The organism is Tepidanaerobacter acetatoxydans Re1, assembly GCF_000328765.2.
In the GTDB taxonomy this organism is placed as follows: Bacteria; Bacillota; Thermosediminibacteria; order Thermosediminibacterales; family Tepidanaerobacteraceae; genus Tepidanaerobacter; species Tepidanaerobacter acetatoxydans.
Genome location: NC_019954.2, coordinates 1,599,168 through 1,615,069, shown reverse-complemented (window position 1 = coordinate 1,615,069; position 15,902 = coordinate 1,599,168). Strand labels below are relative to the sequence as shown.

The following is a 15,902-nucleotide window of genomic DNA, read 5'->3' as shown; positions in this document are numbered from 1 at the left end:
TGGGAAACACTCCTATTATTTTTCTATAATTTCATCTGCCCTGGATAGTACCTGTTCAGGAACGCTTAAACCTAATATATCGGCGGATTTTTTGTTTATTATAAGTTTTAAATCCTTTGAGCCCTCAACGGGTATATCTGCAGGAGCTTCACCATTTAAAACTCTGGCAGCTACCATACCTGTCTGCTTTCCTAAGAGATAATAATCTATTCCTAATGTGGCTAAGGCTCCACCATCTACATGGCCCCGCTCAGCGCCTATAACAGGGATTTTTGCGTCGTTTGCAACTTTTACAATATTACTTATGGCTGAAGCCACAGTATTATCAGTCGGAGTATATATAACATCGACTTTTCTGATTAAAGATTGAATCGCCTGGTTTACTTCACTGGTATTAGCTACGGTAGCTTCAAGTATTTCAAGTCCCAATTGTTTAGCCGATTCTTTAGCAATATTGACTTGAATAACTGAATTAGGCTCAGCAGCATTATAGACTATACCTACTTTTTTTGCTTCGGGAAGGATTTCTTTTAACAATTCTAACTGTTCATAAACAGGATTTAAGTCAGTGGTACCGGTAACATTTGTTTCCGGTTTTTCCAAACTCTTGACAAGACCTGCATCCACTGGATCGGTAACAGCAGTTACTAAAATCGGTATATCTTTGGTCGCATTTGCTGCTGCTTGAGCCGATGAAGTGGCAATGGCCAAAATAAGATCTACTTTTTCTGCTATAAGCTTACTGGCTATGGCTTGAGTAGTCGGAAAATCCGCCTGAGCATTTTCTATTAAAATATTTAGATTTTTACCTTCTTCAAAGCCGGCTTCTTTTAATCCGTCAATAAAGCCTTTGCAAGCTGCATCCAATGCCGGATGTTCGACAAATTGAGATATGCCTATTTTGAATACCTTGTCGGCAGTGGAAGGTTCAGGAGAAGATTTATCAGAATTTAAACTGCTGCTATCTTGACTGCCGCACCCAACTAATATAAATGATAAAGCAATGATGAGGATTAATGTTGTTACGAAAATTTTCTTCAATTAAAAAAGCCCCCTTATCTTAGTTAGCAGTATGGGGGGGATATGGACAAATAAAGAGTACACAAAAAAACACCCAGTAAGAGTGTTTTCGTACAAACAAAACCCATCTCCTACCATACTACCGTTCTACAAGTTATTTTGCATAAATCATATAACTATAATCAGAATTTGTCAATAGCAATTTTAATCTTGAAACTATTTGGGTTTGATTAGTAGTCATTGCCAGGTAAGGACCTGTGTCCTAAACCGATAACCACTTCATTAAAACTCAAAAAGCCTACGCCAAAAAACATAGCTACACTTATATGTTCTCCCCAGCGGGCAATTCCGATTTTGCCACCCACATTAAAGCCAACAGCTTTTTGCAAGACTTGTGAAAGAGCTTCTCTGGTGGCACCGATGAGAGCACCTTCCAATACGTGAACATTCTCCTTTATAACCCCTTCCCGCTTTGCGGCAACCAATGCCCTTTCAATAATTTTTTCAATGGAATTTACTAAATTACCTCCAAAATCTACGGCACAAACCTTTACATCCATATTTCGAAAAACCTGTTTTAGCTCAGCTTCTTCAGACCGTGTAGAAAGAGCCATTTTTATAGCCGCTTTTGCTACATCAGTACTCTCCAAAAAGAAAACCTCCCTACCCAAAGTATATTGTCCTTTAACTGCATATTTTTTATTATTATATCATAGAATAAACCACCTTACTACATTAATCTGCTTATTAGAAAAGCAGCTAAAAATCCGAATAGTAACCCTGCATTTTCTAAATGCGTTCCTAAACTGTGAGCTTTAGGTATAAGAGATGTACCTGTCATAAACAGTATGGAGCCGCCCGAGAAAGCCATTATCATGCCTAACCAAATATCGCTTAAATTTTTTAGCAAATAATACCCGGTTAAAGCGGCTAACGGATCCAAAAGTGCTATAGTTATGGCCAATACCATGGCTGATTTTGCTGTAAGCCCAACTTTATCCATAAGATCACCTGTAGAAGATATGCCTTCGGGAATATTATGCAGTAGAACTGACAGAGCTATTACGACTCCCAACTTACCTTCATCAGTAGCAAATCCGATTCCCATGCTCAGAGCTTCGGGTAAATCATCCAGAGCTGTACCGAGTATTGCACCGGTACCTGGCGCCACAAATTTAGCCAGTAGGCTTTCTACAATATAAAAAAAGGCACCTCCGATTAGAAAAGCCAAGGAAGTAAAAAATGGCCCTGACAGTTGGTAAGCTTCATGCATCAGAGAATATGAAAGCACCGATAATAAAACTCCTGATCCAAAGGCCAAAATAAAAGCAAGGATCTTGTCCGGAATATTTTTTGTTCCGAGATAACCGCCTAAAACTACAGCCAAACCCGAAATAGAACTAAAAAATAATATTTTAAAAAATGTGTGCATTTACTTATACCACCTAAAAATTTTTAATATCAAAGCAGGATTTATAAAAAAATTAGTGAATTATACAAATAAGCGGAGCGGATATTTCAGGGTAATCATTTAAGTGGGGGGGTTATATTGCCGTATATCATATGCCCACATTGCAACAAACGCTCATATTCTGCAGCGAATTTGGACGTTTGGACTTGCCCGTATTGCAATAAAGATATAAAAAAAGAAGAAGAAAAGGGGAACACAAAGAAAGAACAGGGAAAATAGCCCTGTTCTTTCTTTGCATATGCTAGGGGCTATTGCAATCTATTATAATAATGCCCAAAACTTAAAAAAAAATTTCCGACACCATATAATAAATAATGCCGGAAAGACCTTTAATCGTAATAGTTTTTCAAAATTATAGCAATAAAATATCATTAATTGAATATAATCACCAAGAATTTAAGATAGTTTTTTATAGTTTTTATCGATGTCTAAAACATATGTAGCTATGTTAAATGAGTGATCTCCCACACGTTCAAAATTGCTTAACATATCAAGGAAAATAACACCTGAGCTTGGATTGCATGTTCCCTCGTTAAGCCTTTTTATATGATTGTTGCGCAGTATTTTTTCCATGCTGTCGATTTCTTCTTCATTTGCAAGAATTTTTTTAGCAGATTCTTCATCCCAATGCAAAAAAGAATAAATAGCCAAATCAAATGTTTCTTGAACCTTTACGGCTATTTCAAGTAACTCATTAATAGCATCTTGACTGAATGGCAACCTGTGTTCATTTCGGAACTCCGCTAATTCTAAGATGTTCATAGCATGATCTCCTACACGTTCCATATCATTTACCGCGCTTATTAAATATGTTATAGAGTTATATTCATCAAGTGGTAAAGAGGTTCGTGAAAGCAAGGCTAAATAACGGGTAGTCGCTCGAGCAAGCTCATTAACAACTGTTTCTTTTTCCCTGGCAAGTTTATCTTTTTTCTCATCATATTTGAGAAATGTATCTATTGAATCTTTAAGAGTTTCTAAAGCTAAACTGCCCATTCTGGCAATTTCTTTTTTTACTTGGACTAAAGCAAGAGAAGGTGTTTCAAGTAGCCTGTCGTCAATGTATTTTAAACCTCGCTCAATGACTTCAGGTTCTCCCGGAATAATATAAGTGATTAGCTTTACAAGCAAAAATGCAAAAGGAAATTGAATGACAGTATTTACTACATTGAAAAAAGTATGAGCATTGGCGATTTGCCTCACGGGGTCAGAAGAAGTTAAGACAACAGTCATCTGAACTAGCGGAAGTATTAGCAAAAAAATTATCGTTCCGATAATATTGAATAAAAGATGGAATAAGGCGGCTCGCCTAGCATTTATATTGGTTCCGATGCTTGACAGCAGTGCAGTGACACATGAACCAATATTATCTCCGAATAAAATTGGCAGTGCTATTGATAAATTTACCAGACCTTGACTGGCCAGTGCTTGGAGTACGCCAATGGTTGCACTGCTGCTTTGGATAAGACCGGTGAGCATAAAACCTGCCAATACACCCAGAATCGGTGTTTTACTAAAATTTGTCATAAAGCCAATGAACTGTGGTAGTTCAGCAAGAGGTTTGAAGGCTGTTTCCATGGTCTGCATGCCGAAAAATAAAAGGCCAAATCCTAATATAACTTGTCCTATAAATTTGCGAGTCTTATTTTTACTAAATAAAAATACCCCGGTTCCGATACCAATTGCCGGTAAAGCAATACTGGAAAGTTTAAAGGCGATGAGTTGAGCTGTCATAGTAGTTCCGATATTTGCACCCATGATAACACCGACTGCTTGGGAAAGATCCATAATTCCTGCATTGAGCAGACCTACTACGATGACAGTAGTAGCACCACTGCTTTGAATTATAGCGGTAACCAAGGCACCTACAAAAACGCCCATTAGTCGATTTGTCGTTAAAATTTCTACCAAGTTTTTAAGTTGGTCGCCGGCAGCTCTTTCTAAACCCTCACCCATCAATCTCATGCCATATATAAAAAGTCCCAAACCGCCAAACATTGTAAAAAATGAATTCCAAGACAACAGATAACCCCCCCTTCTAAACTAAAAAGATGAATCGATTTAATAGCATTAAAAACTTTATGGTTTTACTGTGCCTGTTATTTACACCCAAAAAAAGCTACTAATATGATTTTATTTATTGTTTTTACAGTCTTTTGTAGTTCTTATCTATTTTCAAAACGTATGATGCAATATTAAAAGAGTGATCCCCTACACGCTCAAGGTTGGTTAAAAGATCAAGGAATATAACGCCTGAACTAGGATCGCATAATCCGCCACTAAGTCGTTTTATATGGTTAAGACGCAATTTGTTTTCCATATTATCAATTTCTTCTTCGTTTTTCACAATTTTTTGAGCCGAGGGCTTATCCCAATGCAAAAATGTATAAACTGCCAGATCGAAGGTTTCCGTGACCTTGGAAGACATTTCAACTAATTCCTGAATGGCTTCATTGCTAAAAGGCAATCGATGTTCATTGCGAAACTCAGCAAGTTCCAGTATATTCATGGCATGGTCTCCAACACGCTCCATGTCATTTACTGTGCTTACTAAGTCGGTTATAGAAACATGTTCATCATCAGGTAATGATGTGCGTGAAAGTAAGGCGAGATAACGCGTGATTTCTCTGGCTAAATCATTGATAACAGTTTCTTTTTCTTTTGCAATTTTATTTTTTTGTTCGTCGTAATAAAGAAATGTATTTATAGAATCTCTTAAAGTTTCTAAGGCTAGGTTACCCATTCTTGCAATTTCTTTCTTAACTTGAGCTAAAGCAATAGAAGGTGTTTCAAGCAGTCTGTCATCAATGTATTTCAAACCTCGTTCTATTATTTCCGGTTCCCCCGGAACAAGATGAATGACAAGCTTCATAATCAAAAAGGCAAAAGGAAGTTGAATAATGGTGTTTGCCACATTAAAAATAGTATGGGCATTTGCAATTTGCCTTACCGGATCAGGGGAAGTTAAAGCTACAGCCGTTTGAACCAGAGGCAAAAGCAGCATGAAGATTATGGTTCCGACTATATTAAAGATAAGATGAAATAGGGCAGTCCGCCGAGCCGTAATATTGGTGCCGATGCTGGAAAGCAAGGCTGTAACACATGTCCCAATATTATCTCCAAATAAAATAGGCAATGCTGAAGATATATTAACAATACCCTGACCGGCTAATGCTTGCAGAATACCTATAGTAGCACTACTGCTTTGGACTATGCCTGTGGTTAAAAACCCTGCTAAAACTCCTAGAAACGGGTTTTTACTAAAGCTTGCTATGAATTTAGTAAACTCCGGTATTTGAGCAAGAGGTTTTAAGGCTATTTCCATGGTCTGCATGCCAAAAAATAAAAGTCCAAATCCTAATATAACTTGTCCAAGATATTTTTGACTCTTATTCCTGCCGAAAAGGAATATTCCAGTTCCAATGCCTATGGCAGGTAGAGCAAGATTAGTCAGTTTAAATGCGATGAGTTGAGCCGTCATTGTAGTACCTATATTAGCACCCATTATAATGCCTATGGCTTGAGAAAAATCCATAATCCCTGCATTTACCAAACCAACTACCATAACAGTAGTGGCACTGCTGCTTTGAATTATTGCAGTAACCAGAGTACCTACCAAAACTCCTAATAAGCGGTTTCGAGTAAGAAGCTCCAGTAAACCTTTCAATCGTTCGCCGGCAGCCATTTCAAGCCCATCACCCATAAGTCGCATGCCATATATGAAAAGGCCCAAACCCCCTAATAATGTAAAGAATGAATTTAGTGACAAAGTATCCTCCCCTTGTAAAAAATGATGCGTCGATTTAATTATATCAAAATCTTAACAACTTAAATATGTATTATTAATGAAGATTTTGATGCGACTTGGTCTAATCAAAATCTTATAATTTAAATATGTATTAATGCCTACTAATTCTACCATGATTCTAAGATAAAACGCAATTGATGCTAAAATATTTTTTATTAAGTTATAGTCTTTGATATCGGTATTCCTGAAAACAAGTATGATTAATGTGACATTTTGAAATGGATCTTTAGAACTTCTGAGTAATGAGTAGTATACCTATAATTATAAAAGCCATACCTGCCCCTAAATGGATATAATGCATAGGCAGTGATTTTGATATGACTGAGCCTAAATACACGCCTATAATAGTATTTAAGATAAGAGCCAAAGCTGCTCCGAGAAAGACACTTAGATATGATTCGTTGTGAGCGGCTAAAAGCATTGTGGACAGCTGAGTTTTATCACCCAGTTCTGCTAAAAAAACCAAGGTAAAAGTTGTCACAAATGTTTTCCATATAAGCAAAATCACAGCCCCCTTCGAGAAAGTTTTTTCCCCTTTGCTTGGAATAGCCCAATAATTTTAACACTGTTAGTAAAAAAGTCCAATAGGCTTGCTGTAAAAAAACCAATACCAGCTCCCAATAGAATACTGAAAACGAAAGCATCGCCGCGATTTAAAGCCAGCTCAAGGTTAAGCCCCAGCGCTGCCGGTATTCCAACATAACCTCTGATTGTACTGAGGTATTCGGTATAAAAAGGTATCCATGAAATAAAGCTCCAGATTATTCCTAGGACAACTCCTTTTCGCTGTCTCGTGGTAATCATTCAAATCCACCTCCCGATTTATTAGTAAATAGTATTCGAAACTTTTAACTTATATTCGATGCAATGATATTTTTGCTTAATATTCATATCAGGCTTTTATTATGAATAAAATAAAGAAGTTTGAAGTATTAAGAGGGAGGTGGGAAAAATCAAACGGTTATATTTTAGCAGGATTAGTATAACTAGGCTTATATGTTTTTTAACCTTGGCAGTTGTGATATTCGCTAACTATTATACATTTTTCCCCAAAGCTATTGCTGTTTTTGCCGGAACTGATCGGCTTGTGCCTATATACCGGGTAGAAACACAGGAAAAAAAGGTGGCTATATCTTTTGATGCTGCTTGGGGTTCGGATATTACGCCGAAATTATTGGAGATATTAAAGAAAAATAACATAAAAACCACTTTTTTTCTCGTTAAATTTTGGATGGACAAATATCCGGATATGACCCGGCGTATAGCCGCAGAAGGTCATGAGATAGGAAATCACTCAGCAACCCATCCTAATATGGGGAGCCTTTCGAAAGATGAAATCGTGAAAGAAATAACTGAAACACATAATAAAATCAAAGAACTTACAGGTCAAAATGCCACTTTATTTCGACCGCCTTTTGGAGATTATAGCAACACGCTTATAGCTACTTGTAACGAGTTAGGATATTACGCTATACAGTGGGATGTAGATTCTCTGGATTGGAAGGATTTGAGCGCTAATGCAATTTATGAAAGAGTAATAAATCAAGTAAAACCAGGTTCCATAGTGCTTTTTCATAATAACGGAAAACATACGAAAGATGCCTTAGAGTCAATTATAAAGGAGCTGAACAATCAGGGATATAAAATTGTACCTATATCAGAGCTTTTGATAAAAGGAGATTACTACATAGATAAGTCCAGTGGAGAGATGAAAAGGGGGCATATGTAATTACCCTTATACATTGATGACTAAAGCAATCTTTTTAAATTTTTGAAATAACTTTAAACATTCATATATTGACTGGCGTACCGGTTAAATCTATAATATTGTTAGGGAATGGAATATAAAGATTTGGCTTTAAAAAGACCTGCTAGACTCAAAATAAGAATTTGAGCAGTAGATTTAAAGGCCTTGTTCTAACTAGGGAGGGGCTAGATGTGCAAGGAAACGCAAGAATACTTGTAGTTGATGATGAAAAACGTATTGTAGATTTGGTGAGATTGTATTTGGAAAGGGAAGGATTTATTGTCGATGAGGCTTTTGAAGGCCAACAGGCTCTAGACATGATATCAAGTGTATCCTATGATTTGATTATTTTGGATCTGATGCTTCCGGTTATTGACGGTTGGACTGTTTGTAAAAAAATCAGAGAAAAATATGATACGCCTGTGATAATGCTGACAGCTCGAGGCGAAGAATTTGACAAGGTTTTGGGGTTTGAATTAGGAGCAGATGATTATGTAGTAAAACCTTTCAGTCCCAGAGAACTTACGGCTAGAGTTAAAGCATTATTGAGGCGTATGGCATCTAAGCAAGATTATGAAGCTGAAGCCTTGATTTTTCCGGAATTGTTAATTGATCCTGCAGCTAGAGTTGTTAAAGTTGATGGAAAAGAAGTTGCACTTACACCTAAGGAATTTGACCTATTATATTTTTTAGCTAAAAATAAAGGGAAAGCATTTAATAGAGAAAAGCTGCTAAAAGAAGTTTGGGGTTATGATTTTTACGGTAGTTTGCGAACTGTGGACACGCACATAAAACAACTTAGGGAAAAACTTGGCCGCAGCAAAGCTGCCTCATATATAAATACTGTTTGGGGTATTGGCTATAAATTTGAGGTGGAAAAGTGAATCCGAAGAAAAGTATCGTAACAAAGTTATGGCTTTATATGACGGTTTTAGCTATTGTTGCTCTTCTGTTCTCAGGTCTGGTGCTTTCCAGTGTGTTTGAGGACTTTTATTTTAACCTGCGAAAAAATGAGATGATAAACGAAGGTCAGCAGCTTATATCCTTAATTTTAGGGGGAGCAAATCCGTCGGAACTGCTTGATGTAAGTAAGTTTATCAATGCTTATGCCGTGTTGATAGACCGGCAAGGTTTGATTCAAGCCAGCTCAAATGTGATAAAATTCAACGGCATTGCTATTGGGCCAAAAGAGTTGTCAGAGGTCTTAAAAGGTAATATTGTTGTGCATAAAGGTCATACGCCTCAGTTTAATGCTTCTATGCTTACTGTGGCTTTACCTATAAGAACTGAGGCAGGGGTAGCCGGTGGCCTTATTTTGTTTTCTCCTATGTCGTCAATTGAAGACACAGTATGGCAGATACGACGTTTGATTTTGTCTGCGGCGGTTATAGCAGTATTGATTTCTACAGGCTTGAGCTTTGTATTATCAAAGACTGTATCTAAACCACTGGTTCAAATGAAGAAAGCGGCAGAGGAAATGGCAAGGGGTGAATTCAAAAGCAAAGTTGATGTGGATTCTGAGGACGAAATTGGGACTTTGGCCAAAACTATAAATTATTTATCAGATGTACTAAATGAAAATATTAATGCACTAGACCAAGAAAAAAAACAGCTTCAAAATGTACTTCTGAGCATGACTGACGGTGTTGTAACATTTGATACTGCAAATCAGATTATAATGGCTAATCCTCAAGCTCTTGAGATTATGCCAACTATAAAAGAACATGATAACAGTTACCTTAATATCCTAGAGCCTCTGTTAAAACACGTTAAAGACAGCGGAGAATATATTAGTGAAGAATTGAGAATTAATGGAAGAATTATCAGTACAAGGTTGACGCCGCTTTTTAACGAAAACCAGCAGCTGTGGGGAATCCTTGTAGTGCTAAAGGATGTTACTAGAGAAAGAAAACTGGAAGACTTAAGGAAAGAATTTTTAGGTGATATTTCTCATGAATTAAGGACACCTCTAACATATTTACAAGGTTATACCGAGGCTCTGCTGGATGGTTTAGTCGAAAATCGCGAAGAACATGACAGATACCTTAATGTTATTCTTGAAGAAACACTGCGACTTCGCAGGCTAGTGGACGAACTATTACAACTTTCGCATATTGAGGCAGGGCATTTAAATATAAAAAAAGACCGTGTATCAATTAAAGACTTAATTGAAAGGGTTTCTAAAAAGGTTTTACCTATTTGTGATGATAAAAACATAGAGCTTAAAATAGAAATAGAGGACATTCCATCAATTACAGCTGATGAAGACCGTATTGAGCAGGTAATGATAAATCTTATAGATAATGCTGTAAGATATTCTTCCAATGACAGCAAAATAATAATAAAAGCACAGTCTTGCAAAGAAGGTATCATTATCTCCGTAAAAGACAGCGGAAGCGGTATACCGGAGGATGAACTTCCTTTTATTTGGGAAAGGTTTTACAAGGTAGACAAATCCAGAACACGGCAAAAAAGTGGTACAGGTTTGGGACTGGCTATTGTAAAAAAAATTGTTGAACTGCATGGCGGTAGAGTTTGGGCAAAAAATTGTCCGGAAGGAGGGGCAGAATTTTCCTTTCTTATGCCTTGGGGTGCATGAGTTTGCTTATTAATATATAAATAAGGGTGTGTTCTCTTTTTCTAATCAATTATTTATAGAAAACTAAATTTAAAAAGGGTGGTATAAATGCCAAAACAAAAACAACTTGTTAAAGATTTCTTAAAAAGGTATCATATGGATTATGAAAATATAGATATAGAAGAAAATTGCAAAATATTTATTGATGAGATGAAAAATGGTCTTGAAGGTAAGCCTAGCTCTCTTCAAATGATACCTACATACATAACTGTAGATAGGGAAATACCTCTTGAAGAACCTATTATAGTGCTGGATGCCGGCGGTACAAACTTTCGAGTGGCCACCTGCTATTTTGACCGAGAGGAAAAACCAATTATTGAAAATTATAAATCATATCGCATGCCTGGAACCTACGGAGAGATATCAAAAAAAGAGTTTTTTGAAACAATGGCCAACTACATTAAGCCGGTTTTGCAGTATAGCAAGAAAATAGGGTTTTGTTTTTCATATCCGACAGAAGTTCTTCCGAATAAAGACGGACGACTGCTTCAATTTAGCAAAGAGGTAAGAGTTAAAGATTTGATAGGCGAGGTCATTGGTGAGAATTTGTTAAAAACTTTAAGGGATATGGGATTAGATGGTAATAAGGATATAGTAATCTTGAATGATACTGTTGCAACACTACTTGGAGGTAAGGTCAAATATCCGGATAGAATATTTTCCAGCTATGTAGGTTTTATCCTGGGAACGGGAACAAATACATGTTATATTGAGCAAAACTGTAATATAAAAAAAGCTAAAGCTCTTGTGGAAAAATCGGGTTTCACAATTATTAACGTAGAATCAGGGGGGTATTCCAAGGCACCAAGGGGTTTAATCGATGAGGAATATGACCTTCAAACAGTTAATCCGGGTGAATATGCTTTTGAAAAAATGCTTTCAGGCAAATATCAAGGCGGTTTAATAGCCACTGCCATAAAAAAAGCTGCAGCAGAAGGCTTGCTTTCTGAAGCATTTTCTAAGAAATTTGATAAAATAAGTGAACTCACTGCTAAGGATATAAATGATTTTCTCTATTACCCTTATTCAAAGAGTATTCTTTCAACTTGCTGTTCGGAGGAAGGTGATGATGCTATAATCTTATATCACATTATTGACTGCATAATAGAAAGAGCTGCAAAACTTGTAGCAATAAATCTTTCGGCTATATTACTCAAAATTGGTGAAGGTATAAATCCTTGTAAACCTGTATGTATAACCGCCGAAGGTTCAACTTTTTATAAATCCAAACTGTTTAAAGATAAACTTGATTATTATATAAAGGATTATCTTAATGATAAAAAGGATTTTTACTGTGAATTTGTTCAGGCAGAAAATGCAACATTAATAGGAGCAGCTATTGCGGGATTGCTAAACTAAAATATGGCTTTTTATGATTATATGGTGTAATAAAAAACTCTACTCTGTAAAGTCAGAATTTCTTCACAGAGTAGAGTTTTTAAAGTTAAATTTCATTTATTACTTCTTCCACAGGATAATATGGAAGATTATGAGCTTCAGCTACCGCTTGATTTGTAATTTTATTGTTCATGATGTTTATACCTTTTGCTAATGCTTGATCATCTAAAGCAGCTTGTTTCCATCCCTTTTTGGCTAGTTCGACTAAATATGGTAAAGTAGCATTTGTCAAGGCAAGAGTAGATGTGCGGGGTACCGCTCCGGGGATGTTAGAAACGGCATAATGTATAACACCATGCTTTACAAATACAGGATCAGCATGCGTTGTGGGCTGTTTAATAGTTTCAACACAACCGCCTTGATCGATAGCTACATCAACAATAACGCTGCCGGGCTGCATTTTTTTAACCATTTCTTCGGTAATTACCTTGGGCGTTTTTGCACCGGGGATTAGGACTGCACCTACTACTAAATCTGCATATTTTGTAGCTTTGGAAAGGTTAAAACGGTTAGAATACAGTGTTTCAATTCTGCCCATGAAAATATCTTCCAGATACCTGAGCCTGTCAACATTTATATCTATAACGGTTACACGAGCGCCTAATCCCATCGCCCTCCTTATAGCTCCTCTCCCGACAGTGCCGGCTCCAACAACTACTACAGATGCAGGAGTTACGCCAGGCACACCTTCTAATAATATACCTTTACCTCCGCGGGTTTTTTCAAGGTATATTGCACCTTCTTGAATAGCCATACGCCCTGCTACTTCACTCATAGGGGTTAAGAGCGGAAGGCTCCTATCATGGCGTTGAACTGTTTCATAGGCTATTGCGGTAATACCTGAATCCATAAGAGTTTTAGTTAAGCTCGGATCGGCTGCCAAGTGCAGATAGCCAAAAAAGACTAAACCTGGTCTTAAATACTTATATTCTGATTCATGGGGCTCCTTGACCTTTACTATCAGTTCACTGTTTTTCCACACGTCAGAGGCACTGTTTATTATATCTGCTCCTGCGGCTGCGTAACTTTCGTCAGAAAAGCCAGATCCTATACCGGCACCTTTTTCAATCAAAACCTTATTGCCGCAAGCTGTTAGGGTATCTACACCGGCAGGTGTAATTGCCACGCGATTTTCCTGTTCTTTTAATTCTTTAACAATACCAATAATCATTTTTTTGCCTCCTCAAAAAGATTGCGAGCGTTAATAAAAAATAATATATTTTAAAGTATATCAAAAAAGCAATAATTAAACCAGTAAAATTAAAAAAAAAAGCAGGATGAACCTGCCAAAGAGGGGCTTTAAACAAATTATAAAGGGGGATTTAAATAAATTCTTATACAATCTTAATTTTAACAATGAATTTTGGTAAAAATTTGTGTGAAATGTGATGTTTTTGTGATACTATATTATTAGTGGAAAAATTTTGGCCATTTTGGTATAATTTTATTAAATACATTATAAGGGAAGAAAAATAAAGTGGATGATAATGTAAGTGAAGAAAAAGATGTTTGTGAAGTATTCTGCATTGAAGAAGATAAAGTAAGGCGATTGGCAAATACTATTCCGGATATGTTGGGTTTGGCAGATCTATTCAAAGTTCTTGCTGATGAAACACGGGTGAAGATTGTTTACATATTGTCCAAGGAAGAATTATGTGTATGCGATATTGCGGCTCTCTTAAATTCTACGGTTTCCAACATATCGCATCATCTTAGGGTACTTCGAACTGCCCACCTTGTTAAATTTCGCAGAGAGGGCAAGCAAGTATACTATACTTTGGATGATGAGCATGTAGTCCATATCATAAAAGAAGGATTTGAACATGTAAATCATATTCATCAGGAAAAGTGACAATCTTTCCTTCTGCTGATATAATAATATTGGTGGGAGGAATTTTTATGTTTAACCCGGATAAAATAGCTGATTTCCCAGAAAAACCCGGTGTTTATATAATGAAAGACAAGCGAAATAGAATAATATACGTAGGTAAGGCCGTATCTCTAAAAAACAGAGTAAGGTCTTATTTTCAGTCCCCGAAAAACCTTCCGATAAAAGTTGCTTCAATGATTTCAAAAGTCGAAAATATTGAATATATAGTTACGGATTCAGAAGTTGAAGCACTTATACTAGAGTGTAATTTAATAAAGTTTAATAGACCTAAATACAATATTTTACTCCGCGATGATAAGCAGTATCCTTATATCAGAATTACACTGAACCAACCCTTTCCACGTCTAGAGGTTGTCAGAAGGGTAAAACAAGATAAAGCTCGCTACTTCGGACCTTATGCTGATGTAGGGGCTATGAGGGAAGCTATTGATGTAATAAATAAGATTTTTCCAATTCGTAGCTGTAGAAAGGATTTAAGCCAAATTCCGCTAAAAGAAAGACCATGTCTTAATTACCACATAAAGCGCTGTCTTGCTCCATGCCAAGGTTTTATTGAAGCAGAGGAGTATGATGAAATTATTAAAAACATTATAATGTTTTTAGAAGGAAAACAGGAAACCCTAGTTAAACAACTAAAGGAGAAAATGCAAGAGGCTGCTGATAATTTGAATTTCGAAAAAGCTGCTGCGCTAAGGGATCAGATTGCGGCATTGGAGAAGGTATTAGAAGAACAAAAGATAGTATCTACAGATATGATAGATCAAGATATTATTGCTATGGCAAGAGGCATTGACATGGTGTGTATACAGGTATTTTTTGTAAGAGAAGGGAAAGTTGTTGGGCGGGAACCCTTTATTTTGAGCAATACAAATGGTGCAGAACGGAGAGAAATCCTTACGGCTTTTGTAAAACAGTTTTATAACAATGCTAATTTTATACCTGATGAAATTATCATCGATGAAGACATCGATGATAAATCTACAATAGAAGAATGGCTTAAACACAAAAAAGGGTCTAAAGTTTATGTAATAATACCAAAGCGCGGAGAAAAGAAGAAACTTGCGGAAATGGTTGCTGAAAATGCACGAATCTATTTGGATCAAGTTGATAGTAAGGACGAGCGTGAAAAACTAAGAAACCTTCAAGCACTTGAAGAGTTGAAGCAATATCTAAATCTAGAGGATATACCCAGGCGCATCGAAGCATTCGATATTTCAAATACGCAAGGTGCTGAATCGGTGGCGTCCATGGTAGTTTTTGAGGAGGCTCAGCCTAAAAAGGAAGATTATCGGAAATTTAAAATAAGGACTGTTAAAGGGCCAAATGACTTTGAAAGTATGAAAGAAGTTGTTTTTAGACGGTTTAAGCGGGCACTTTCAGGTGATAAGAAATTTAACAATTTACCTGACCTTCTTCTAATCGATGGAGGTAAAGGCCAACTCAAGTATGCGCGCCAGGCTTTAAAGGAATTAGGGTTATCTTTTATACCCACGATTGCTTTAGCAGAGGAGTTTGAGCATATTTTTACGGAAGGAAATGACGAACCTATCATACTGCCGGAAAACTCTGAGGCACTTTATTTGGTTCAAAGGATAAGAGATGAAGCACACCGCTTTGCACTGAGCTTTCATCGAAGCCTTCGAACCAAGAGAAATCTAAAATCTGTATTGGAAGACATTCCCGGTATAGGAAAAGCTCGCCGGCTGGCACTTCTTAAGACATTCGGCGGTCTTGAAGGTATTAAGCAGGCTTCCTTAGAAGAACTTGCGAGCGCACCGGGCATGAATAAGAAAGCAGCACAGGCAGTATATGAATATTTTCACTGCATCTTAAAATAAAAAGATATGCAGATAATCTTATTATACTACTATCTTTAAACCGCAATATCAAAGGGCATTTCAACACAACAAAAGCAAGTTCAATACTAAT

General features: G+C 36.7%; 14 protein-coding genes. 6 read left to right on the top strand and 8 right to left on the bottom strand.

The genetic code is table 11. From position 1 onward, the window contains the following. Positions 1-15 precede the first annotated feature (15 nt). The 7 genes from TEPIRE1_RS07870 to TEPIRE1_RS07840 form a co-directional block, all read right to left on the bottom strand. Positions 16-1,041 (bottom strand): ABC transporter substrate-binding protein, encoded by a 1,026-nt coding sequence (locus TEPIRE1_RS07870; protein WP_013778640.1) that lies wholly within the window; start codon positions 1,039-1,041, stop codon positions 16-18. A gap of 209 nt (positions 1,042-1,250) precedes the next feature. After that, complete coding sequence (locus TEPIRE1_RS07865; RefSeq protein WP_013778639.1) at positions 1,251-1,670, bottom strand: HutP family protein; 420 nt, start codon at positions 1,668-1,670, stop codon at positions 1,251-1,253. Positions 1,671-1,750: 80 nt separating this feature from the next. Beyond that, positions 1,751-2,452 (bottom strand): ZIP family metal transporter, encoded by a 702-nt coding sequence (locus TEPIRE1_RS07860; protein WP_013778638.1) that lies wholly within the window; start codon positions 2,450-2,452, stop codon positions 1,751-1,753. Between the two features lie 435 nt (positions 2,453-2,887). Then, on the bottom strand, positions 2,888-4,513 hold the full coding sequence (locus tag TEPIRE1_RS07855; protein WP_013778637.1) for a Na/Pi cotransporter family protein: 1,626 nt from the start codon (positions 4,511-4,513) through the stop codon (positions 2,888-2,890). 124 nt (positions 4,514-4,637) lie between these two features. Continuing rightward, on the bottom strand, positions 4,638-6,260 hold the full coding sequence (locus TEPIRE1_RS07850) for a Na/Pi cotransporter family protein (RefSeq protein ID WP_013778636.1): 1,623 nt from the start codon (positions 6,258-6,260) through the stop codon (positions 4,638-4,640). Between the two features lie 265 nt (positions 6,261-6,525). Next, on the bottom strand, positions 6,526-6,801 hold the full coding sequence (locus TEPIRE1_RS07845) for a TMEM165/GDT1 family protein (RefSeq protein ID WP_013778635.1): 276 nt from the start codon (positions 6,799-6,801) through the stop codon (positions 6,526-6,528). Positions 6,802-6,803: 2 nt separating this feature from the next. Continuing rightward, positions 6,804-7,103, bottom strand: coding sequence for a hypothetical protein (locus tag TEPIRE1_RS07840; RefSeq protein ID WP_013778634.1), 300 nt, complete (start codon positions 7,101-7,103; stop codon positions 6,804-6,806). Positions 7,104-7,242: 139 nt separating this feature from the next. Here TEPIRE1_RS07840 and TEPIRE1_RS07835 point away from each other — a divergent pair, with 139 nt between their 5' ends. The 4 genes from TEPIRE1_RS07835 (at position 7,243) to TEPIRE1_RS07820 (ending at position 12,043) form a co-directional block, all read left to right on the top strand. Beyond that, complete coding sequence (locus tag TEPIRE1_RS07835; protein ID WP_013778633.1) at positions 7,243-8,028, top strand: polysaccharide deacetylase family protein; 786 nt, start codon at positions 7,243-7,245, stop codon at positions 8,026-8,028. A 209-nt stretch (positions 8,029-8,237) separates the two neighbouring features. After that, positions 8,238-8,930 (top strand): response regulator transcription factor, encoded by a 693-nt coding sequence (locus TEPIRE1_RS07830; RefSeq protein WP_013778632.1) that lies wholly within the window; start codon positions 8,238-8,240, stop codon positions 8,928-8,930. Then, a complete protein-coding gene (locus TEPIRE1_RS07825) occupies positions 8,927-10,645 on the top strand; it encodes an ATP-binding protein (protein ID WP_013778631.1) in 1,719 nt (572 codons plus the stop codon). The genes TEPIRE1_RS07830 and TEPIRE1_RS07825 overlap by 4 nt, the downstream gene beginning before the upstream one ends. Positions 10,646-10,732: 87 nt before the next feature. Beyond that, positions 10,733-12,043 carry a hexokinase family protein gene (locus TEPIRE1_RS07820; RefSeq protein ID WP_013778630.1) on the top strand — a complete coding sequence of 437 codons (1,311 nt, stop codon included), beginning with the start codon at positions 10,733-10,735 and terminating at the stop codon, positions 12,041-12,043. 85 nt (positions 12,044-12,128) lie between these two features. Here the strand turns inward: TEPIRE1_RS07820 and ald are convergent, their stop codons facing one another. After that, positions 12,129-13,253, bottom strand: coding sequence for an alanine dehydrogenase (gene ald, locus TEPIRE1_RS07815; RefSeq protein WP_013778629.1), 1,125 nt, complete (start codon positions 13,251-13,253; stop codon positions 12,129-12,131). Positions 13,254-13,559: 306 nt separating this feature from the next. Here ald and TEPIRE1_RS07810 point away from each other — a divergent pair, with 306 nt between their 5' ends. Both TEPIRE1_RS07810 and uvrC read left to right on the top strand, forming a co-directional pair. After that, positions 13,560-13,934, top strand: a complete 375-nt coding sequence (locus TEPIRE1_RS07810) for an ArsR/SmtB family transcription factor (RefSeq protein ID WP_013778628.1) — start codon at positions 13,560-13,562, stop codon at positions 13,932-13,934. Positions 13,935-13,981: 47 nt separating this feature from the next. Beyond that, a complete protein-coding gene (uvrC, locus tag TEPIRE1_RS07805; protein ID WP_013778627.1) occupies positions 13,982-15,811 on the top strand; it encodes an excinuclease ABC subunit UvrC in 1,830 nt (609 codons plus the stop codon). Positions 15,812-15,902: the final 91 nt, after the last annotated feature.